The sequence below is a fragment of the Photorhabdus heterorhabditis genome, from assembly GCF_001280945.1.
Lineage (GTDB): Bacteria > Pseudomonadota > Gammaproteobacteria > Enterobacterales > Enterobacteriaceae > Photorhabdus > Photorhabdus heterorhabditis.
In genome coordinates this window covers 1-17,593 of sequence record NZ_LJCS01000074.1, presented here as the reverse complement: position 1 = coordinate 17,593, position 17,593 = coordinate 1, and the positions used below count along the sequence as shown (strand labels likewise).

The 17,593-nt window shown below is 39.4% G+C and carries 18 protein-coding genes and 2 pseudogenes; 12 read left to right on the top strand and 8 right to left on the bottom strand.

Annotation, left to right across the window (positions count from 1 at the left end; translation table 11 throughout):
* Window positions 1-563 precede the first annotated feature (563 nt).
* From AM629_RS18355 to galE, 4 genes are all read left to right on the top strand, one after another.
* Window positions 564-1,493 carry an NAD-dependent epimerase/dehydratase family protein gene (locus AM629_RS18355; RefSeq protein ID WP_054480868.1) on the top strand — a complete coding sequence of 310 codons (930 nt, stop codon included), beginning with the start codon at window positions 564-566 and terminating at the stop codon, window positions 1,491-1,493.
* Window positions 1,494-1,507: 14 nt separating this feature from the next.
* A complete protein-coding gene (locus tag AM629_RS18350; protein ID WP_054480867.1) occupies window positions 1,508-2,071 on the top strand; it encodes a sugar transferase in 564 nt (187 codons plus the stop codon).
* A gap of 87 nt (window positions 2,072-2,158) precedes the next feature.
* Entirely contained in the window at window positions 2,159-4,120 is a 1,962-nt protein-coding gene (locus tag AM629_RS18345; protein WP_054480865.1) for a polysaccharide biosynthesis protein, read from the top strand.
* A 72-nt stretch (window positions 4,121-4,192) separates the two neighbouring features.
* The gene (gene galE / locus AM629_RS18340) at window positions 4,193-5,212 is read left to right on the top strand and encodes a UDP-glucose 4-epimerase GalE (protein WP_054480863.1); all 1,020 of its coding nucleotides are present in this window, start codon (window positions 4,193-4,195) and stop codon (window positions 5,210-5,212) included.
* Window positions 5,213-5,265: 53 nt separating this feature from the next.
* Here the strand turns inward: galE and AM629_RS22575 are convergent, their stop codons facing one another.
* Complete coding sequence (locus AM629_RS22575) at window positions 5,266-5,478, bottom strand: type II toxin-antitoxin system RelE/ParE family toxin (RefSeq protein ID WP_072161936.1); 213 nt, start codon at window positions 5,476-5,478, stop codon at window positions 5,266-5,268.
* A 615-nt stretch (window positions 5,479-6,093) separates the two neighbouring features.
* Here AM629_RS22575 and AM629_RS18335 point away from each other — a divergent pair.
* The 5 genes and pseudogenes from AM629_RS18335 to AM629_RS18315 form a co-directional block, all read left to right on the top strand.
* Window positions 6,094-6,339: an acyl carrier protein gene (locus AM629_RS18335; RefSeq protein ID WP_149616352.1), complete on the top strand. Its 246-nt coding sequence runs from the start codon at window positions 6,094-6,096 to the stop codon at window positions 6,337-6,339.
* Between the two features lie 14 nt (window positions 6,340-6,353).
* Window positions 6,354-7,712: an AMP-binding protein gene (locus AM629_RS18330; RefSeq protein ID WP_054480860.1), complete on the top strand. Its 1,359-nt coding sequence runs from the start codon at window positions 6,354-6,356 to the stop codon at window positions 7,710-7,712.
* Entirely contained in the window at window positions 7,705-8,430 is a 726-nt protein-coding gene (locus AM629_RS18325) for an SDR family NAD(P)-dependent oxidoreductase (protein WP_054480858.1), read from the top strand. Before AM629_RS18330 ends, AM629_RS18325 begins: the two co-directional genes overlap by 8 nt.
* Before the next feature lie 10 nt (window positions 8,431-8,440).
* Complete coding sequence (locus tag AM629_RS18320) at window positions 8,441-9,175, top strand: acyltransferase (RefSeq protein ID WP_054480856.1); 735 nt, start codon at window positions 8,441-8,443, stop codon at window positions 9,173-9,175.
* A gap of 864 nt (window positions 9,176-10,039) precedes the next feature.
* Window positions 10,040-10,408: pseudogene (locus AM629_RS18315) on the top strand (GDP-mannose 4,6-dehydratase); the annotation flags it as partial.
* 54 nt (window positions 10,409-10,462) lie between these two features.
* Here the strand turns inward: AM629_RS18315 and AM629_RS18310 are convergent.
* Both AM629_RS18310 and AM629_RS18305 read right to left on the bottom strand, forming a co-directional pair.
* Window positions 10,463-10,729 (bottom strand): type II toxin-antitoxin system RelE/ParE family toxin, encoded by a 267-nt coding sequence (locus AM629_RS18310; protein ID WP_054480853.1) that lies wholly within the window; start codon window positions 10,727-10,729, stop codon window positions 10,463-10,465.
* Window positions 10,730-10,732: 3 nt separating this feature from the next.
* A complete protein-coding gene (locus AM629_RS18305; RefSeq protein ID WP_054480851.1) occupies window positions 10,733-10,990 on the bottom strand; it encodes a type II toxin-antitoxin system RelB/DinJ family antitoxin in 258 nt (85 codons plus the stop codon).
* Window positions 10,991-11,245: 255 nt separating this feature from the next.
* On the opposite strand from AM629_RS18305, the gene trmL reads away from it, so the two are divergent.
* Window positions 11,246-11,734, top strand: coding sequence for a tRNA (uridine(34)/cytosine(34)/5-carboxymethylaminomethyluridine(34)-2'-O)-methyltransferase TrmL (trmL, locus tag AM629_RS18295; protein ID WP_054480848.1), 489 nt, complete (start codon window positions 11,246-11,248; stop codon window positions 11,732-11,734).
* A 104-nt stretch (window positions 11,735-11,838) separates the two neighbouring features.
* On the opposite strand, the gene cysE is transcribed toward trmL, so the two are convergent.
* From cysE to AM629_RS18275, 4 genes are all read right to left on the bottom strand, one after another.
* Window positions 11,839-12,660 carry a serine O-acetyltransferase gene (gene cysE / locus AM629_RS18290; RefSeq protein ID WP_054480846.1) on the bottom strand — a complete coding sequence of 274 codons (822 nt, stop codon included), beginning with the start codon at window positions 12,658-12,660 and terminating at the stop codon, window positions 11,839-11,841.
* A 52-nt stretch (window positions 12,661-12,712) separates the two neighbouring features.
* Window positions 12,713-13,735 carry an NAD(P)H-dependent glycerol-3-phosphate dehydrogenase gene (gpsA, locus tag AM629_RS18285; RefSeq protein WP_054480844.1) on the bottom strand — a complete coding sequence of 341 codons (1,023 nt, stop codon included), beginning with the start codon at window positions 13,733-13,735 and terminating at the stop codon, window positions 12,713-12,715.
* Window positions 13,735-14,211 (bottom strand): protein-export chaperone SecB, encoded by a 477-nt coding sequence (secB, locus tag AM629_RS18280; protein WP_015836413.1) that lies wholly within the window; start codon window positions 14,209-14,211, stop codon window positions 13,735-13,737. The genes gpsA and secB overlap by 1 nt, the downstream gene beginning before the upstream one ends.
* A gap of 72 nt (window positions 14,212-14,283) precedes the next feature.
* Window positions 14,284-14,721: a rhodanese-like domain-containing protein gene (locus AM629_RS18275; RefSeq protein ID WP_054480842.1), complete on the bottom strand. Its 438-nt coding sequence runs from the start codon at window positions 14,719-14,721 to the stop codon at window positions 14,284-14,286.
* Window positions 14,722-15,208: 487 nt separating this feature from the next.
* On the opposite strand from AM629_RS18275, the gene envC reads away from it, so the two are divergent.
* Window positions 15,209-16,516, top strand: a complete 1,308-nt coding sequence (gene envC, locus AM629_RS18270) for a murein hydrolase activator EnvC (protein ID WP_054480840.1) — start codon at window positions 15,209-15,211, stop codon at window positions 16,514-16,516.
* 4 nt (window positions 16,517-16,520) lie between these two features.
* Window positions 16,521-17,429, top strand: a complete 909-nt coding sequence (locus tag AM629_RS18265; protein WP_054480838.1) for a divergent polysaccharide deacetylase family protein — start codon at window positions 16,521-16,523, stop codon at window positions 17,427-17,429.
* 48 nt (window positions 17,430-17,477) lie between these two features.
* Here the strand turns inward: AM629_RS18265 and AM629_RS18260 are convergent.
* Window positions 17,478-17,593: pseudogene (locus tag AM629_RS18260) on the bottom strand (RNA-guided endonuclease InsQ/TnpB family protein); the annotation flags it as partial.

Genomic DNA, 17,593 nt, shown 5'->3' with positions numbered 1-17,593 from the left:
GAGGTATAGGTGCTATGATAGGCATCACTCAGTCCGTGTTGGGGTTTGGGATTTTTCGCAATTGATCAGATCGCAAAAATCGGACTGAGTTCCCTCCAAGTGATCTATTATTTTGAAAAGTTATTTAGATAAGAAAAAATCCAATATTAAGATACCTTATACTGTTAGTATTGTTGATACAGCCGGTTACATCGATTCCCACTCAGCATTAGCACTTTTAGAAAAAGGAGCTGATGTTATTTACAATCATTTTCATTCATCTCAATAATCGCTACGTTACGCTGAAAACCCGGCTGCCAAATTAATGAAACTCTATCATCATAACATGTATGAAGAAGGAATTTTCATATAAATTATCTAATTAGGAACAACCATAGATTTTATTTAGCTGATTAATTTTTATACTTTATAAGTAAGATCATTCCATATAGATTCATGAATGAATACTGGATGCTACTAATCCTTCCAAAAACCAGTAACACCTTTATCTAGTAAACAACATTTGATGAATTTTTGAATGATTAATGAATATCCAAAAAGATTAAAAAGGGAAAATTATCATAATGATTCTTTTAACTGGCAGTACTGGATTCGTTGGTAGCTCAATTCTTGATAAATTATCAAGAAAATCCTTTAGGACTTTTGGTCGTGTCCGTCCAGCTAATCAATTAGCCGATTTCTTTAGTGGTTCCATTGACGCCAACACAGATTATTCACTAGCACTTAAGGATGTTAACGTTGTAATCCATTCTGCTGCTCGAGTCCATATAACGAATGATTCCTCATTAGACCCGTTAGCAGCATATAGAGAAGTCAATACAGAAGGTACACTGAATTTAGCGCGCCAAGCAGCACAAGCTGGAGTTAATAGATTTATTTTCATCAGCACTATTGGTGTGAACGGTAGAAGAACTATTGATCATCCTTTCAGAATATCAGATCTACCATCACCATGGGATTTCTATTCACAGTCAAAATATGAAGCTGAAGTTGGATTATGGGATATACAGGCAACAACAGGTATGGAAATCACTGTCATTAGACCACCACTTGTCTACGGTCCCAATGCCCCAGGGAATTTTGGTAAACTGGTAAATGCCATAACTACTGAACGCTGGTTACCATTAGGAGCTATTCATAATAAGCGTAGCTTTGTTGCGCTGGATAATCTAGTGGACCTTGTCATTACCTGTATTGATCATCCTAATGCAGCAAACCAAACATTCCTGATTAGTGATGATCAAGATGTATCCACCACAGAATTTATGAAAAAAATAGCTAATGCTTTAGGTAAACCATCTAAACTTATTCCTATACCAATGGGTTTTATTCGTTTCGTCGCTGGAATAATTGGGAAAAAATCAGTTGCTGAACGTTTGTGTAATTCTTTGCAGATAGATATTTCCCATACAAAATATACTTTAAATTGGGTTCCTCCTGTTACAATGGAACAGCAGTTAATTAAAACTACAACTGTAAAATTCAATCAATAACTTTAAATATTCCTATGACTAGTTTCCTTATTCGTATATTAGACATTATTTTTTCCCTAATAGGCTTAATCTGTTCATCTCCTATACTAATAGGTTTAATGATTATTGGGTATTTCGACACAGGTTCTCCTCTATTTTGTCAAATCAGAGTAGGTAGAAATCTCAAGCCATTCACCTTGGTTAAGTTTCGCACTATGAAAATTAATACCGCTTCTGTTGCGAGCCATCTAGTTAATGCATCCTCTATTACTAGATTCGGTAGTTTCTTACGTAAAAGTAAGTTAGACGAGCTACCACAATTATGGAATGTGTTGAAAGGGGAAATGAGCCTTGTCGGACCTCGACCTTGTCTCTTTAATCAAGAAGAACTCATCACTGAAAGAAAACTGCTTAATGTATTTAATGTGAAACCAGGAATTACAGGGTTAGCACAAGTGAACACAGTGGATATGTCTACACCAAAATTATTAGCTGAAATGGATGCTAATATGATTAATTCACTCACATTAACTGATTATTTCAAATACATTACCCAAACAGTTGCTGGTAAAGGTTCTGGCGATAGGGTCAAATATTAATAGTCTTTTCTCATGTATTTTAATGTTACAACTACTCAAAACAGCAATATTAACCTCAACCATGCAAATTAATAGGCATAAAATATAATGTTAATTTATTTTCTTGCGCTTTCACGAAAACTCAAACGAACTATTTCTATTTTAGTGGACATAGGACTATTGAGTATTGCTTTTTGGGGCGGATATTGGGTTCGTCTTGATGCACAAATTCCCATTTCTAATTTACCTCAATGGGGACTGTTAGCAATACTCACGCCAGTGACTATACTAGTTTTTATAAAATTAGGACTATATCGAGCAGTATTGCGCTATGTAGGTTTTAAAGTTTTATGGACAGTAGCCTTAGGAATTTCGGTATCTACTATATTATTAGTAATATCGGCTTTCTTTTTTAGCATCTCTCTACCACGTACTGTACCTATAATTTATTTCGCATTTGCTATACTGCTAGTCGGTGGCGTCAGATTATTTTTCCAAATGTTGGTTAATAGAAATAAAAACAATAGAATTCCTGTATTGATCTACGGTGCCGGTTCATCAGGCCGACAATTACAATTAGCCTTAAATCAAGGACAAGAGTATTTTCCTGTCGCATTTGTTGACGATGATATAACCCTACATAAGACAATGATTCAAGGAATTAGTGTCTATCCCGCTGAGAATATTGATGAATTAATTCTTCGTTTTAACATTAAGAAGATATTATTAGCAATACCTAGTGCACCTAGGTCAACACGTCAAAATGTCATCCACCGCTTAGAACATTTTCCGTGTGAAGTTCTTTCTATCCCAGGTATGACTGACTTAGTAAAAGGGAATGCATTTATTGATGAATTAAAAAAGGTTTCTATAGAAGATCTATTAGGACGTGATCCTGTAGAACCAATACCTGAATTAATGAATGCAAATATAACGAATAAGTATGTTATGGTGACAGGAGCTGGCGGCTCTATTGGTTCTGAGCTATGTCGTCAAATATTACGCTGTAAACCGGCTAAGTTAGTATTATTTGAATTATCTGAATATAACCTTTACGCAATTGACAAAGAACTTAATGAACAATGCCATCGTGAAAATATTAAAACTGAGATCATACCTCTTCTAGGTTCAGTTCAGCATCAGTGTCGTTTAAGTACTGCAATGGCTAGCTTTCAAATTCAAACTGTCTATCATGCGGCGGCTTATAAGCATGTTCCTTTAGTTGAATATAACGTAGTCGAAGGAATACGTAACAATATATTTGGTACTCTTTATAGCGCTCAAGCGGCTATAAAAGCGGGTGTCGAAACCTTTGTGCTCATTTCAACGGATAAAGCAGTTCGTTCTACCAATACTATGGGAGCTACTAAGCGCTTGGCAGAATTGATTTTGCAAGCTTTAGCTGAAGCACAAAACCAAACCCGTTTTTGTATGGTTCGTTTTGGCAATGTATTGGGATCATCAGGTTCTGTCGTTCCACTGTTTCGCAAGCAAATTCTAAATGGTGGCCCCATCACTGTGACTCATCCCGATATTATTCGTTACTTTATGACAATTCCAGAAGCTTCCCAATTAGTCATTCAAGCTGGAGCCATGGGTACTGGAGGAGATGTCTTTGTACTTGATATGGGCAATCCTGTTAAGATCCTTGATTTAGCTCACCGTATGATTAGATTAAGTGGCCTAACATTGAAAAACAAACAGAACCCAGAAGGAGATATAGAAGTAGAAGTTGTAGGACTTCGCCCAGGTGAAAAGTTATTTGAAGAATTACTCATTGGCGATGCAGTAAATAACACTGCTCACCCGCGTATCATGACTGCTCAAGAAAACATGTTACCATGGCCGATATTACGTGAACTTTTAGTCGAGTTAGCAGATGCATGCCACAGTTCTGATCACGAGAAAATTCGCCGATTGCTATTAAAAGCGCCAGCAGCATTCGCACCAACAGATGGGATATGTGATCTAGTTTGGAAAGCCCAAAAAAAGCTTGACTTTGATGTAATCCAAGCCAGAAAACATGACATTGAATTTTTTATATCTGAATTACATACGCCCTTTCATTGATCATTAAAGTAATTAACTCTCATAATAAGTACACCAATTATTTATGTAATAAAATTTAATTAAAGGATTTAAATGATTACTTTAATCACCGGCGGAGCCGGCTACATCGGCTCACACACAGTATTAGCACTTCTGGAAAGAGGAGCTGATGTTGTTGTTATTGATAATCTCTGCAATTCATCACCTGAATCTCTTCGCCGAGTTGAAAAACTCACAGGCAAATCAGTAAAGTTCTACCAAGGTGATGTTCTTGACCTAAATTTATTAAATAAGATTTTTCAAGAAAATAAAATAGACACCGTCATCCATTTTGCTGGATTAAAAGCAGTTGGTGAATCCACCAGAAAACCACTTGAGTATTATCAGAATAATGTTACTGGTACCCTGGTTCTGTTGCAGGCTATGCGTGCCAATGGCGTATATCAACTGATTTTCAGCTCATCTGCAACGGTTTATGGCGATCCTGAGTTTGTCCCTCTAACTGAAAATGCCAAAGTAGGCGGTACAACTAATCCTTATGGCACTTCTAAACTGATGGTCGAGCAAGTTCTAAAAGATTTTGCCGCTGCCGAGCCAAGTTTCAAAATCACCAGTCTAAGATATTTCAATCCTGTTGGTGCTCATCCATCAGGTATGATTGGCGAAGATCCTAACGGTATTCCCAATAATCTGCTGCCTTATATCACTCAGGTTGCTATTGGTCGTCTGGAATGTTTATCAGTCTATGGCAATGATTACCCAACCAAAGATGGCACCGGTGTTCGTGATTATATTCATGTGATGGATTTGGCTGAAGGCCATATTGCTGCTATTGACTATCTGGATAAACAACCATCCTATGAAGTTTTCAATTTAGGAACCGGGACCGGTTATTCTGTACTTGAATTGCTTCATGCTTTTGAGAAAGCCGCAGGTAAAAAGATTCCTCACAAAATTACAGATAGACGCCCTGGAGATATTGCTGAGTGTTGGTCTGATCCATCCAAAGCCCATGAAATTCTCGGCTGGCAAGCAACACGTAATATTGATGATATGATGCGCGATAGCTGGAACTGGCAGATGAATAACCCCAATGGTTTTCGCTCTAATTGAGATGTATCTCTCTATACTGTCTGGTTCTTTAATAAGTTAATAAGGAGTAAGATTCAGAATAAATCTGAATGACTACCCACTCGATATAGTTTTAATTCAGTCCTTGTACGCTGATAAATAAGCAAAATATCCGGCGCTCCGTGACATTCAAGGTAGCCAATATATTGAACTGCTAATGAATATTCACGGTAACATTCTGGTAAAAGTTCACCAGTCTGTAAAAGCTCAATGGTTTTCAAGATAACAGATTGAGCTTTTTTTCTAATTCAGTTTCTGTTGTTGTAATTAGTTAGGTACTTCTATTAATTATTAATTAAAATATACCTGTTATCTTTCAGCTCAATTCTTATCTCTCTATGTTATGCTATAAGGGTGAGCATCACTCATACACTAAAGAAGTAATCCTAATATTATCTCACTCCGGTTTTTCCATATTGATTACCGAGAAAAGAACTAACTTTTTCCATAAAGTGACGAACTTTCTTTAACAACTGCCACATGTGATAGCAAGTTATGTGATCCTACCCGCCAGTGGTAGACACGCTATTAAGTGAGTAAACCAACAAATAAATCAGAATAAATTTAGAATTATTAGCCAAGCATTTCTTTGTTTCCCGGCGTTTGTATTAACTATTGATCAAATCTCTAAAACTGGATTAAGTACCCTCAAAGTAATCTATTATTTGAAACAATTAGTTAGAGGATATCTTTGATCATTTTACTCACAGAAATTTGGTCGCACTATGAACTCGTTAAGAAGTTTAAACTAGAGTGCCCCCCTTATCCTAATAAACGTTATATTAGGATAAGGGTTGACATTATATATTATAATAGTATTATTTAGTGTTAAAATAATTTAAGGAAGAGGGAGGGGTATTAACATGCCTGAATTGCGCAATAAAATAACAGAAGTTTTCCACGAAGCATTAGAAATGACAAATTCCCAACTTACTGGTGAATTGAGTGATGATACTATTCTGTTAGAAAGTGGTTTAGATTCTCTAGGATTTGCCATCCTAGTCGCCCGACTAGAAGAAGAATTGGGCTATGACCCGTTCTCAGTTATGGATAATGCGGTGTACCCGACAACTTTCAAGGATTTTGTGGACATTTATCATCAATATTAAGAAAGTCATATATAATGAAATTATTCGAATTTGTTAATAATGTAAATGTGGAAAAAACATTATTCGTGTCGCAAGAAAGTATTATCACCATTCTCGACTTAAAAGAAGAGAAAGAAGCACTTTGCCATTTTTTACAATTTGTAGCAAGAAAGAAAATTAGCTTAATTATAAAAAATAACCTAGCCTTAGCGAAATGGTTAATTTTTTTGGATGGTATAGCAAGTCATATAGCTATCCTTCCATTTGAAGAAAGTCATGAAAATATAAGCTATTTTCTAAACAAAACAGAGTCAGACCTGATTATATCAGATTATGATTTCTACCATCCTAATTTCAAATCATATAACATAAACAATCTGGCTTTTGAATCAGTTGAGAAATTCGTCACTTTAGATGATATAAATACAACATGGATTCTAACCACATCAGGAACGACAGGCTCCCCCAAACTGGTCAAACATAATCTAAAGAGCCTCACAAACACAGTCAAAACAGGACATAGAAATTCAGATGATAATGTTTGGGGACTATTATACGGAATACAGCGATTTGCTGGACTTCAGGTATTCTTACAATCATTTATCTCTCTTAATACCCTAGTTTTTGCAGAAAATACACTGTCATTAACCGAGAGAGTTGAATTATTATCCACACATTCAGTAAATTGTCTTTCTGCGACTCCTACTCTATGGCGGAAGATATTAATGATTCCTGAATTTAAGGAGCTTAGATTAAAAGCGATCACTTTAGGTGGTGAAATTGCAGATGGAAATATTCTAAAAGCACTATCTCTGGCATTCCCAAAAGCAAAAATAAGACATATCTATGCTTCTACAGAAACTGGCTCTGGTTTTTCTGTCAATGATGGGTTGCCTGGTTTCCCAATAGAATATCTTCACAGTGCATTACCTAATGTGTCATTGAAGATAAGTGATAAAAACACGTTATTAATAAAATCAGCTTCAAAATCAGAAGGCTATATTGATAATACCTTTCCTGATGTAAATGACGGATATGTTGACACTGGTGATCTTATCAAGGTTTCCGGTAACCGTTGTTATTATGAAGGTCGAGAGAGTGGAACAATTAATGTAGGAGGAAACAAAGTCCATCCTGAACATGTTGAACGTGTTTTGATGGATTTTCCAGGAGTCATACTCGCCAGCGTTAGTGCTAAAAAGAACCCAATTCTTGGAAGCTTAGTACAAGCTAATATTATTATCGATAATTCAATTTACGATAAAAATGAGTTCATTGGAAAACTTAAAAAGTATTGTCATGAACAATTAGAAAAATACATGATTCCGTTTTCCTTTAAAGTGGTTGACGATATAAAACTGAATCAAACTGGGAAGTTGACTAGAAATGAATAAATTAGTGCTAGTAACAGGTGCAACAAGAGGACTTGGATTAGCTATAGCTAATAGATTGTTATTATCTGGGTATAATGTAATTGCCTCAGGGAGAAAAAATACACCTGAATTAGAATTACTTCAAAATGAATTTTCTCATAATTTATTTTTTGAACAATTTGACCTTTCTGATACCCATGCGATTAAATTTTTTATCAGTACGTTGGTTAAAAAATATGGTCGCCTTTATGGACTCATAAATAATGCAGCTCTTGGTTATGATGGGGTACTTGCAACAATGCATGAAAGCCAAATCACAGAGCTTATAAAGGTCAATATTGAGGCTCCTATACTACTTACTAAATATGCAAGTCGCTGTATGTTAATCAACCAAGAAGGTAGGATTATTAATATATCTTCTATTATTGCAAATACTGGCTTTAATGGATTATCTGTGTACGGAGCATCTAAGTCAGCATTAAACGGGTTAACTAAATCATTATCACGGGAGTTAGGTAAGGCTAATATAACGGTAAACAGTGTATCACCTGGTTATATGTCTACAGACATGACTAGTGGACTTCAGGAAGAAAAACTCGCATCAATTGTCAGGCGCAGCCCCATGAAGAAATTAGCTTCACCTGATGATGTCGCGCATGCTGTAGTTTATTTGCTAAGTGACGGTGCTAATTTGGTTACCGGAACTGTATTAACTGTTGATGCTGGCAGTACAGCATAAGAGGTATCCAATGATTCATGAAACAGCTTTCATTTCTCCTAATGCAATTATAGGAGATAATGTAGAAATAGGTGCATTTTGTATTATCCACCCTGGTGTTCATATCGGCGATAATACAAAAATTGGCAACTATTGTGAGATTGGATTGGCAACTCCATTAGCTAAGACTAATACTTTAGAAATAGGAAAATCATCATGTATTCGGAGTCATTCAGTCCTTTACATAGGGTCAATTATTGGTGACAAGTTTAATACAGGCCATTATGTTACAGTTAGAGAAAACAGTGTAATTGGTTCTAACTGCCAAATCGGTTCTCGTGGAGATATCCAAGGCGACTGTAGCATTGGTGACTATACAAAAATGCATGCCGATGTACATGTTGGTAAGCTTTCTAAGATCGGCCAATTTGTGTGGATGTTCCCTGGGGTACTTCTCACTAACGATCCAACACCACCAAGTGAAGAGTTAAAAGGGATTACTATTGAGGATTATGTTGTTGTAGCATCTAAAGCTGTTTTAATGCCCGGAATTACACTTGGAAAGGACTCAGTTATTGCCGTAGGTTCCATAGTGAAAGACTCTGTTAAACCTGGTATGTTGGCATCTGGACACCCAGCAAAACAAATATGTAAATCTAGTATATTAAGGCATCACAATAATCCGGCAATAAAAGCGTACCCATGGCGCTATCGATTTCATCGAGGGTATACAGATGAACAAATAAAAGAATGGGAAAACGAATAGTATTATCTCTGACACCCTCGAAACCCTATCTCCTAAAGAATGGGGAGAACCCGTTCTTCCCCTATTCTTGCAAGACAAATTTTAATGTATCGTAAGCTTGCTTAAATCTATCCGACATCTGTTTTTTCCTCACCACAATGTAAAACTGCGGCTGATGAGCTTAAAAACACCGTTAGCTTCTTAAGCCACTATATGATTAATAAGAATAGGCTCTGTAGATTACAAAGTTCAGCTCTTTCAGTTAAAGATTAATTTCTCTATCGTGACTGTAACAAATAGATACACTCGGTAGATTCACATAATAAGTGCAACCTCATTAATCTGGAAGTAAACATTTTCGTATTCCCTTAAATAATTCATTCGGTGTTTTAGCATCCAGCTGTTTAAAGAGTTAATTTATGAATCATCACCTGCTATCATTAACATCGTTACGATTTTTTACTATTTTTTTATCTTATTAAGTCACTTAGATTATCTAAAAGACAGTGATTATTTTTTGGGGTTATTTATACATAATGGATAAATGGATATATTGGTGTAACATTCTTTTTTATATTGTTAAGCTTTGTTCTAAATAACTATATGGATACCGATTCAATTCAAGTGGGTGAATAAAATTTTCTGACAACGTAGTCGAAAACATATATCCGGCTTCAATGAGTCCTGATGAAAATCCGCACTCTCTACCCTCATTATTTCAACAGTCATCGATAAACTGAGTTATTTATTAGGTTCACAGAGAGTCGGTTCTACCTGCCAATACATCGACTTATGGACTTCTATTATATCATTGATAACTCATCGTGGTCCATAAAGTGACTGCTGGTTAACCAAGGCCCAAACAATTCGGGCATTTTTGTTCGCTATGGCAATGATTATCCAACCAAAGATGGCACCGGTGTTCGTGATTATATTCATGTGATGGATTTGGCTGAAGGCCATATTGCTGCTATTAACTATCTGGATAAACAGCCATCCTATGAAGTTTTCAATTTAGGAACCGGGACCGGTTATTCTGTACTTGAATTGCTTCATGCTTTTGAGAAAGCCGCAGGTAAGAAGATTCCTCACAAAATTACAAATAGACGCCCTGGAGATATTGCTGAGTGTTGGTCTGATCCATCCAAAGCCCATGAAATTCTCGGCTGGCAAGCAACACGCAATATTGACGATATGATGCGCGATAGCTGGAACTGGCAGATGAATAACCCCAATGGTTTTCGCTCTAATTGAGATGTATCTCTCTATACTGTCTGGTTCCTTAAGTAAGTTAATAAGGAGTAAGATTCAGAATAAATCCGAATGACTACCCACCCGATATAGTTTTAATTCAGTCCTTGTACGCTGATAAATAAGCAAAATATCCGGCGCTCCGTGACATTCAAGGTAGCCAATATATTGGCCTGCTAATGAATGTTCACGGTAACGCTCTGGTAAAGGTTCACCAGTCTGTAAAAGCTCAATAGCTTTCAAGATAACAGATTGAGCCTTTTTATTATTATCATAACGCTTTGCATCTTTTTTGAAGCGACTCTGATAAACAATCTTTAACATTATTTACCATCCAAGATCACGCTTTAGTTCATCTATCGTATCAACTCGATGAACATCTACGCCATTTTCCAGATCTCGAATAGCCTGTAATGTCTCCTGATTAAGTTGCAGCAACTCAGTAGGTAATTCTGGCTCAACAGCCAGACGATTAACCACCATACGAATTATAGTGGAAAGATTCAGTCCCATGGCTTTCGCATTAGCCATCGCCGCCGCTTTGGATTTAGAGTTAACACGGGCACGTACAACAGTATCAGCCATAAAAAACCCCCTCATTTTTTGTCTATACCCAATAGATTTCAAATTGCAGCGCGGCGGCAAGTGAACGCAGCCAACAAAGCAGCAGCTTGAAAGATGAAGGGTATATAATAGCCATATTGTAGCCACAAACAAATGAATATATCCGAGTGATGAGCAATTTCTGAAAGATTTTCCAACAGATAAACCAGAGATGAAATCCCCTCTGCATCCCTACTCAATTTCTGCTAATCTGTGCCCCTTGTTTCTGGGGGGCATATGCTAAACATCGTTTTATTTGAACCTGAAATCCCACCTAATACCGGTAATATTATTCGTCTTTGTGCTAACACCGGCTTTCAGTTGCATCTGATTCAGCCTCTGGGTTTTACCTGGGATGATAAAAGGCTACGCCGCGCCGGGCTGGATTATCATGAGTTTGCCAATATCAAGCAACATCATGATTATTACGCTTTTTTAGAGAATGAAGGGTTTACAGGAGAGTTTTCTGCCCGTTTGTTTGCTCTGACGACGAAAGGAACATCAGCACACAGTGCGGTAAGTTATCAGGATGGGGATTATTTGATGTTCGGGCCAGAGACCAGAGGGCTACCATCTTATGTTTTGGATAATATGCCCCCCCAACAAAAGATCCGTATTCCAATGCTGGCGGACAGCCGCAGTATGAATCTCTCTAATTCAGTTGCTGTTGTGGTTTTTGAAGCCTGGCGGCAATTGGGTTATTCAGGTGCTTTATTGAAAGAGTAATTGCCATTGACTAAAGTTAATGCCGTGCATCTAACCCATTAAACACGGCATTTTTGAGTATTCAGCTTTGTGAACAATATTTCTCAATACAGTTGTTCAAAAAATCAAATCCCATCACCATACTCAAAACCATGGTTGATTCCATTAAAGTGCTGGTTCATATCCAGTGATGGCTTTTCGCTTTCAGGTTTACCAACAATCCGGGCAGGTACACCAGCAGCTGTTGTGTGTGGAGGTACAGAGCGAAGGACAACCGAACCGGCGCCAATTTTTGCCCCACGACCAATTTCGATATTGCCAAGTATTTTTGAACCTGCGCCAATCATCACTCCTTCCCTGACTTTAGGGTGACGATCACCCCCTGATTTACCTGTACCACCAAGGGTTACAGATTGCAGGATAGAAACATCATTCTCCACCACAGCTGTTTCACCAATGACAATACCGGTAGCATGGTCAAGCATGATGCCACAGCCAATCTTCGCCGCCGGATGAATATCAACGCTAAAAGACATTGAAATCTGGTTTTGCAGGTAAATCGCTAATGCTTTTCTTCCCTCTCCCCATATCCAATGGGCAATACGATAGGCTTGCAAAGCATGAAATCCCTTGAGGTAAAGCAGAGGAGTCGAGTATTTATCTACCGCAGGATCACGTAAACGTACGGCTATGATGTCACGAGCAGCTGAGACAATCATATTCTGATCTGAGCCATAGGCTTCTTCTACAATTTCTCTGACAGCAATAGCCGGCATAATCGGTGTGGCCAGTTTATTAGCCAACATATAACTTAAGGCACTACCAAGATTCTCATGCTTGAGTAACGTCGCATGAAAAAAACTGGCCAACATCGGTTCACATTCAGCCAGTGCTCTCGCTTCTGTTTTTATGTTCTTCCAAACTTCGTCCAATTCTTCTAGTGACATAACGTTTACTCTCACAATTAGAACCTATCTTACTTTAAATTTTTATTCTGATTTAAGAGCGTACATCATCGCTCTCATCCTTTCTGGCTCTTCCTAACAGTGCTTGAGCAGCTTCTATTACATTTTTATTGCAATACAGTATTTGATAGATTTGTTCTGCAATCGGCATCTCCACACCAGCACGTTCAGCCAATGCGCGTACTTCTTTGGTGTTGCGGTAACCTTCAACAACCTGCCCAATCTGGCTCTGGGCTTCTTCAACATTTATTCCTTGCCCCAACATCATGCCAAAGCGACGGTTACGTGATTGGTTGTCAGTACAAGTTAAAACCAAATCGCCCAGTCCTGCCATGCCCATAAAGGTGGAAGGATCAGCGCCAAGCGCTGTACCAAGACGACTCATTTCTGTTAATCCACGGGTAATCAATGCTGTGCGGGCATTAGCACCAAATCCCATACCGTCAGATATTCCGGCGCCAATAGCAATGACATTTTTTACGGCACCGCCAAGCTGAACACCAATAAAATCAGGGTTTTTATAAACACGGAAACTTTTGCCACAATGGAATAATTGCTGAAGCTCATCACCAAAAGCAGGTTCAGTAGCAGAGATAGCAATCGCAGTGGGTAAACCCGCCGCAAGTTCTTTGGCAAACGTTGGACCAGAAAGTACCGCCAACGGTATTTCATTACCGAGTATCTCTCGAGCCACATCCTGCAATAATCGGCCTGTATCAGCTTCCAAGCCTTTAGTTGCCCAGACAATACGAGAGTCAGGTCGCAGATGCGATTCCACCTGCTTTAACACCTCACCAAACACATGGCTGGGAACGACAACAAGAATGTTGCGGCTTGCCGCCAGTGCTTTTGTCAGGTTTGCTTCAAGCAATAAACTATCAGGAAAAGTCACATCCGGCAGAAACTCCTGATTACAACGTGCCTGCTGCAAAGCTTGAATATGCGCTGGATTATGCCCCCAGAGCACAACATCATGACCATTACGAGCTAACGTAATGGCTAATGCGGTGCCGTATGAACCGGCACCGATAACTGTCATAGAAGCAGTGTTATTCATTAGGCTTCCTGTTGAGCCTGCTCACCATCCTGAGATTGTTCTGCCTGCTGTTGCAGGTAATTCATGAACAAAGCATCAAAGTTTACCGGAGCCAGATTCAGTTGTGGGAAAGTACCACGACTCACCAAGCTGGTGATGCATTCACGGGCATATGGGAACAGGATATTTGGACAATATGCACCCAGACAATGAGCCAGCTGGGTTCCTTCGATACCTTCGATAGAGAAAATACCGCCTTGCTGTATTTCACATAAGAATGCAGTCTCTTCACCCAGAGTTGCCGTCACAGTGACACGCAGAACAACTTCATAAACCCCTTGAGCCAACTCACTGGAAGCCGTATCCAAGTCCAGTTTTACTTCCGGTTGCCATTCCTGCTGAAACACCTGTGGCGCGTTTGGTGCTTCAAAAGAGATATCTTTGGTATAGATACGTTGGATCTGGAAAGTCATTTCTGTGTTGTTTTGGTCTGACATAATAATTGTTACCTTTCTTTAGATGTCCTTATTAAATTCTCTATGTGAGTGTAACCACTCACACCCAAATGATTACTTTTTACCACGCGCCAATGGCAAATTTTCACCCGTCCAGCCAGCTAATCCTTCTTTCAGAGAACATACGTGTTCAAAGCCAGCACGGATAAGATTTTCAGCCGGAGTACGAGATTCAGTACCATTAGCTGAAACAACAATCACAGGCTGTCCTTTATGTTTTTCCAACTCTGCCAGATTGCTGTCTTTAATTTCAGATGGAGTCAAATTTATTGAACCAATGATATGCCCTTTGCGGAAATCTTCACGGGAACGCAAATCCACAACGATAGCTTCTTCTTTATTGATCAAATTAATAGCTTGTACACGGGTTATCTCTTTGGTTTTAGAGAAGAAACCTCTCGCCGTAGTCACAATAACGGCAACCAGCAACGCAATCCAAGCGAGGCTAAGGATCATATTCTGGTTAATAAATTGCATGATTTCTTGCAGCATGGGGGCAAAAACTCCCGTTGGTTAATAACAAATAGCTAAGGTTCCAGAGTATACCTTTGTGTTGCGTCAATTACAGCCAAATAGCGCAAGCTCAATGAAATTTTGCGGAGAGTTTCGAGAAAAATAAAAATATCTTGAAAGTGGTGGGTTTTAAGTTCATACCCAGAATATTCTCTGCCACACTGAATACATAAGGAATTTCGGCAATAAATAGGCTAAAGTAGCTAATATGTTTATTATTATCCAATTTCAATGTTAAGACAGCATTATCTGAAAGTGTAAAAAATCAACACAGCATCTGGTAAGTAATTGTTCATCATGGAATAATATGGCGTATATCGTAGCAAGGTATGTCTATACCCAATAGATTTCAAGATGCATCGCGACGGCAAGGGAGCGAATCCCCGGGAGCATAGATAACTCTGTGACCGGGGTGAGTGAGTGCAGCCAACAAAGGGGCAACTTGAAAGATAACAGGTATATATAAATGGCTGACAACAAAGAAATATATAGCCGTAATTATCGGCTCAATCAGAACCTATGGCAGAACAAAATCCATGTCTTATTGTTCTGTGCTTTCCTGTCTGCTGTTTTCAGTTTTAATACCTTTGCCAACCAGATTACCGACAATAAAAACCAACTTAAAGATCTTCAGCAAAACATCGCAGAAAAAGAGAAGAGCGTGCAACAACAACAACAACAACGCGGCACGTTGTTAAGTCAACTGGAAGATCAAGAAAATACAATTTCTAAAGTTGGTCGCTCTCTATACAGTACCCAAACTCAACTCAGTAAGCTGAATAAAGAAATTATTATTCTCAATGCCAATATCAAGAAACTGAGAAAACAGCAAAAACTGCAACAAGATATGCTGGCACGCCAGTTAGATGCAGCATTTCGTCAGGGGCAACATCAAGGGCTTGAACTTATGTTCAAAGGTGAGGAAGGCAAACGTGGTGAGCGCATCCTCGCTTACTATAGTTATCTTAATCAAGCCCGCCAAGACACTATTGTTAAGCTTGAGCAAACCACCGTTGATTTAACTGAACAGAAAAAACTTGAGCAGCAAAAACAAGAAGAACAGAAACAAATTCTGGCCGAACAACAGCAACAAAAGCAGCAGATGGAAGTTGCCCGCAATGCCCGGCAAAAAACCCTAACGGAGCTGGAATCTTCCCTGAAGAAAGACCAGCAATACCTTGCTGAGTTAAAACAAAATGAAACCCGTCTGAGAGATAAAATTGCCAAAGCAGAGCGAGAAGCGAAAGCTCGTGCTGAAAGGGAAGCCAGAGAAGCAGCTCGTGTCCGTGCGCAAGTTGCAGCGAAACAGAAGCAAGCACAGCAAAGAGGTTCTAGCTATAAACCTACTGAAGATGAACGTGCATTAATGGCGCGTACCGGTGGCCTCGGACGCCCGGCTGGTCAGGCAATCTGGCCTGTCCACGGCCGAGTGATACATGGGTTTGGGGAAGCCCTGCAAGGTGAGTTACGCTGGAAAGGTATGGTGATTTCTGCCACAGAAGGTACTGAAGTCAAAGCGATATCCGATGGCCGGGTACTATTAGCTGACTGGTTGCAAGGCTATGGGCTGGTCGTCGTTATAGAACACGGTAAAGGCGATATGAGTCTCTATGGCTATAATCAAAGTGCCTTGGTCAGCGTTGGTCAACAAGTTCGTGCCGGGCAACCTATCGCACTGGTCGGTAACAGCGGCGGCCAAAATCAACCCGCACTTTATTTCGAAATCCGCCGTCAGGGAAGAGCTGTAAACCCACAACCATGGCTTGGGAGATAATCAGATGAGACAACTTTGGTTCACAAAATTCATTGCTATCGCTCTGTTATTTTTGAGTCTGCAAGCCAATGCCTCTCGTCTGGCCATTGTTATTGATGACTTTGGCTACCGTCCTCATAATGAAAGCAAAATATTGCAGATGCCCGTTGCGATTTCTATCGCCATTCTGCCAGATTCCCCACATGGCAGGGAAATGGCGGAAAAAGCACATAAGCAAAGACGAGAAATCTTAATTCATCTACCAATGGCACCGCTCAGTAAACAACGGTTAGAGCCAGATACACTCCTGACAACAATGAGCAGTGAAGAAATTGACCGTATCATCCAGCAAGCAATACAAAAAGTCCCTTATGCTGTAGGAATGAATAACCATATGGGCAGCGCCATGACTTCAAGCTTGCCGGGAATGCAGAAAGTTATGCATTCACTGTCCCGCTATCATCTCTATTTTCTCGATAGTGTAACGATTGGTAATTCCCAAGTAACAAAGGCAGCGCAAGGCACGCCTGTCCGTGTTATCCGCCGGAATATTTTTCTAGACGATGTACAATCAGAGGCGGAAACTCATTATCAGTTAAACCGGGCAATCTCTATTGCCCGTAAGAATGGCTCAGCTATTGCTATCGGCCATCCTCACCCAACAACCATTCGTGCATTACAAAAAATGTTGCCAACACTTCCCGCTGATATTGAATTAGTCAGCCCAAGCATGCTGTTAAGTGGTACACCTGCTAGTGGCAATCAGCATAAATGGGGCAAGCAGTGTGAAATAAAAGAGGCACCAGATACCGTTACCAGCAAAGACTATCTGGCAATCATTGGCGATACTCTGGTTGATAACCCTATTGTGAATACAGTGAGCCAATATATTCAGAAATTGACCGGAGATAAATCTCAGGATAAAACAAAATAGAAACTCACGTGACTGCTCCCCGCCGTAAACGGCGAGGCTTCCCACTTCTCAGGCCGCAACCGTCTGTGTGACGGATTTACGCTGGCCTCCATGGGCAGAAACGACGAGTCCCGCCGCCTGTAATTCCTGTATGCCCTTGCGCCGGATGTTGAGCGCCGCATTGA

Excerpts from the sequence above, each read along its gene's own strand:
- AM629_RS18355 (WP_054480868.1), top strand. The coding sequence starts at position 564 with ATGATTCTTTTAACTGGCAGTACTGGATTCGTTGGTAGCTCAATTCTT.
- AM629_RS18350 (WP_054480867.1), top strand. The coding sequence starts at position 1,508 with ATGACTAGTTTCCTTATTCGTATATTAGACATTATTTTTTCCCTAATA.
- AM629_RS18345 (WP_054480865.1), top strand. The coding sequence starts at position 2,159 with ATGTTAATTTATTTTCTTGCGCTTTCACGAAAACTCAAACGAACTATT.
- galE (WP_054480863.1), top strand. The coding sequence starts at position 4,193 with ATGATTACTTTAATCACCGGCGGAGCCGGCTACATCGGCTCACACACA.
- AM629_RS18335 (WP_149616352.1), top strand. The coding sequence starts at position 6,094 with ATGCCTGAATTGCGCAATAAAATAACAGAAGTTTTCCACGAAGCATTA.
- AM629_RS18330 (WP_054480860.1), top strand. The coding sequence starts at position 6,354 with ATGAAATTATTCGAATTTGTTAATAATGTAAATGTGGAAAAAACATTA.
- AM629_RS18325 (WP_054480858.1), top strand. The coding sequence starts at position 7,705 with ATGAATAAATTAGTGCTAGTAACAGGTGCAACAAGAGGACTTGGATTA.
- AM629_RS18320 (WP_054480856.1), top strand. The coding sequence starts at position 8,441 with ATGATTCATGAAACAGCTTTCATTTCTCCTAATGCAATTATAGGAGAT.
- AM629_RS18310 (WP_054480853.1), bottom strand. The coding sequence starts at position 10,729 with ATGTTAAAGATTGTTTATCAGAGTCGCTTCAAAAAAGATGCAAAGCGT.
- AM629_RS18305 (WP_054480851.1), bottom strand. The coding sequence starts at position 10,990 with ATGGCTGATACTGTTGTACGTGCCCGTGTTAACTCTAAATCCAAAGCG.
- trmL (WP_054480848.1), top strand. The coding sequence starts at position 11,246 with ATGCTAAACATCGTTTTATTTGAACCTGAAATCCCACCTAATACCGGT.
- cysE (WP_054480846.1), bottom strand. The coding sequence starts at position 12,660 with ATGTCACTAGAAGAATTGGACGAAGTTTGGAAGAACATAAAAACAGAA.
- gpsA (WP_054480844.1), bottom strand. The coding sequence starts at position 13,735 with ATGAATAACACTGCTTCTATGACAGTTATCGGTGCCGGTTCATACGGC.
- secB (WP_015836413.1), bottom strand. The coding sequence starts at position 14,211 with ATGTCAGACCAAAACAACACAGAAATGACTTTCCAGATCCAACGTATC.
- AM629_RS18275 (WP_054480842.1), bottom strand. The coding sequence starts at position 14,721 with ATGCTGCAAGAAATCATGCAATTTATTAACCAGAATATGATCCTTAGC.
- envC (WP_054480840.1), top strand. The coding sequence starts at position 15,209 with ATGGCTGACAACAAAGAAATATATAGCCGTAATTATCGGCTCAATCAG.
- AM629_RS18265 (WP_054480838.1), top strand. The coding sequence starts at position 16,521 with ATGAGACAACTTTGGTTCACAAAATTCATTGCTATCGCTCTGTTATTT.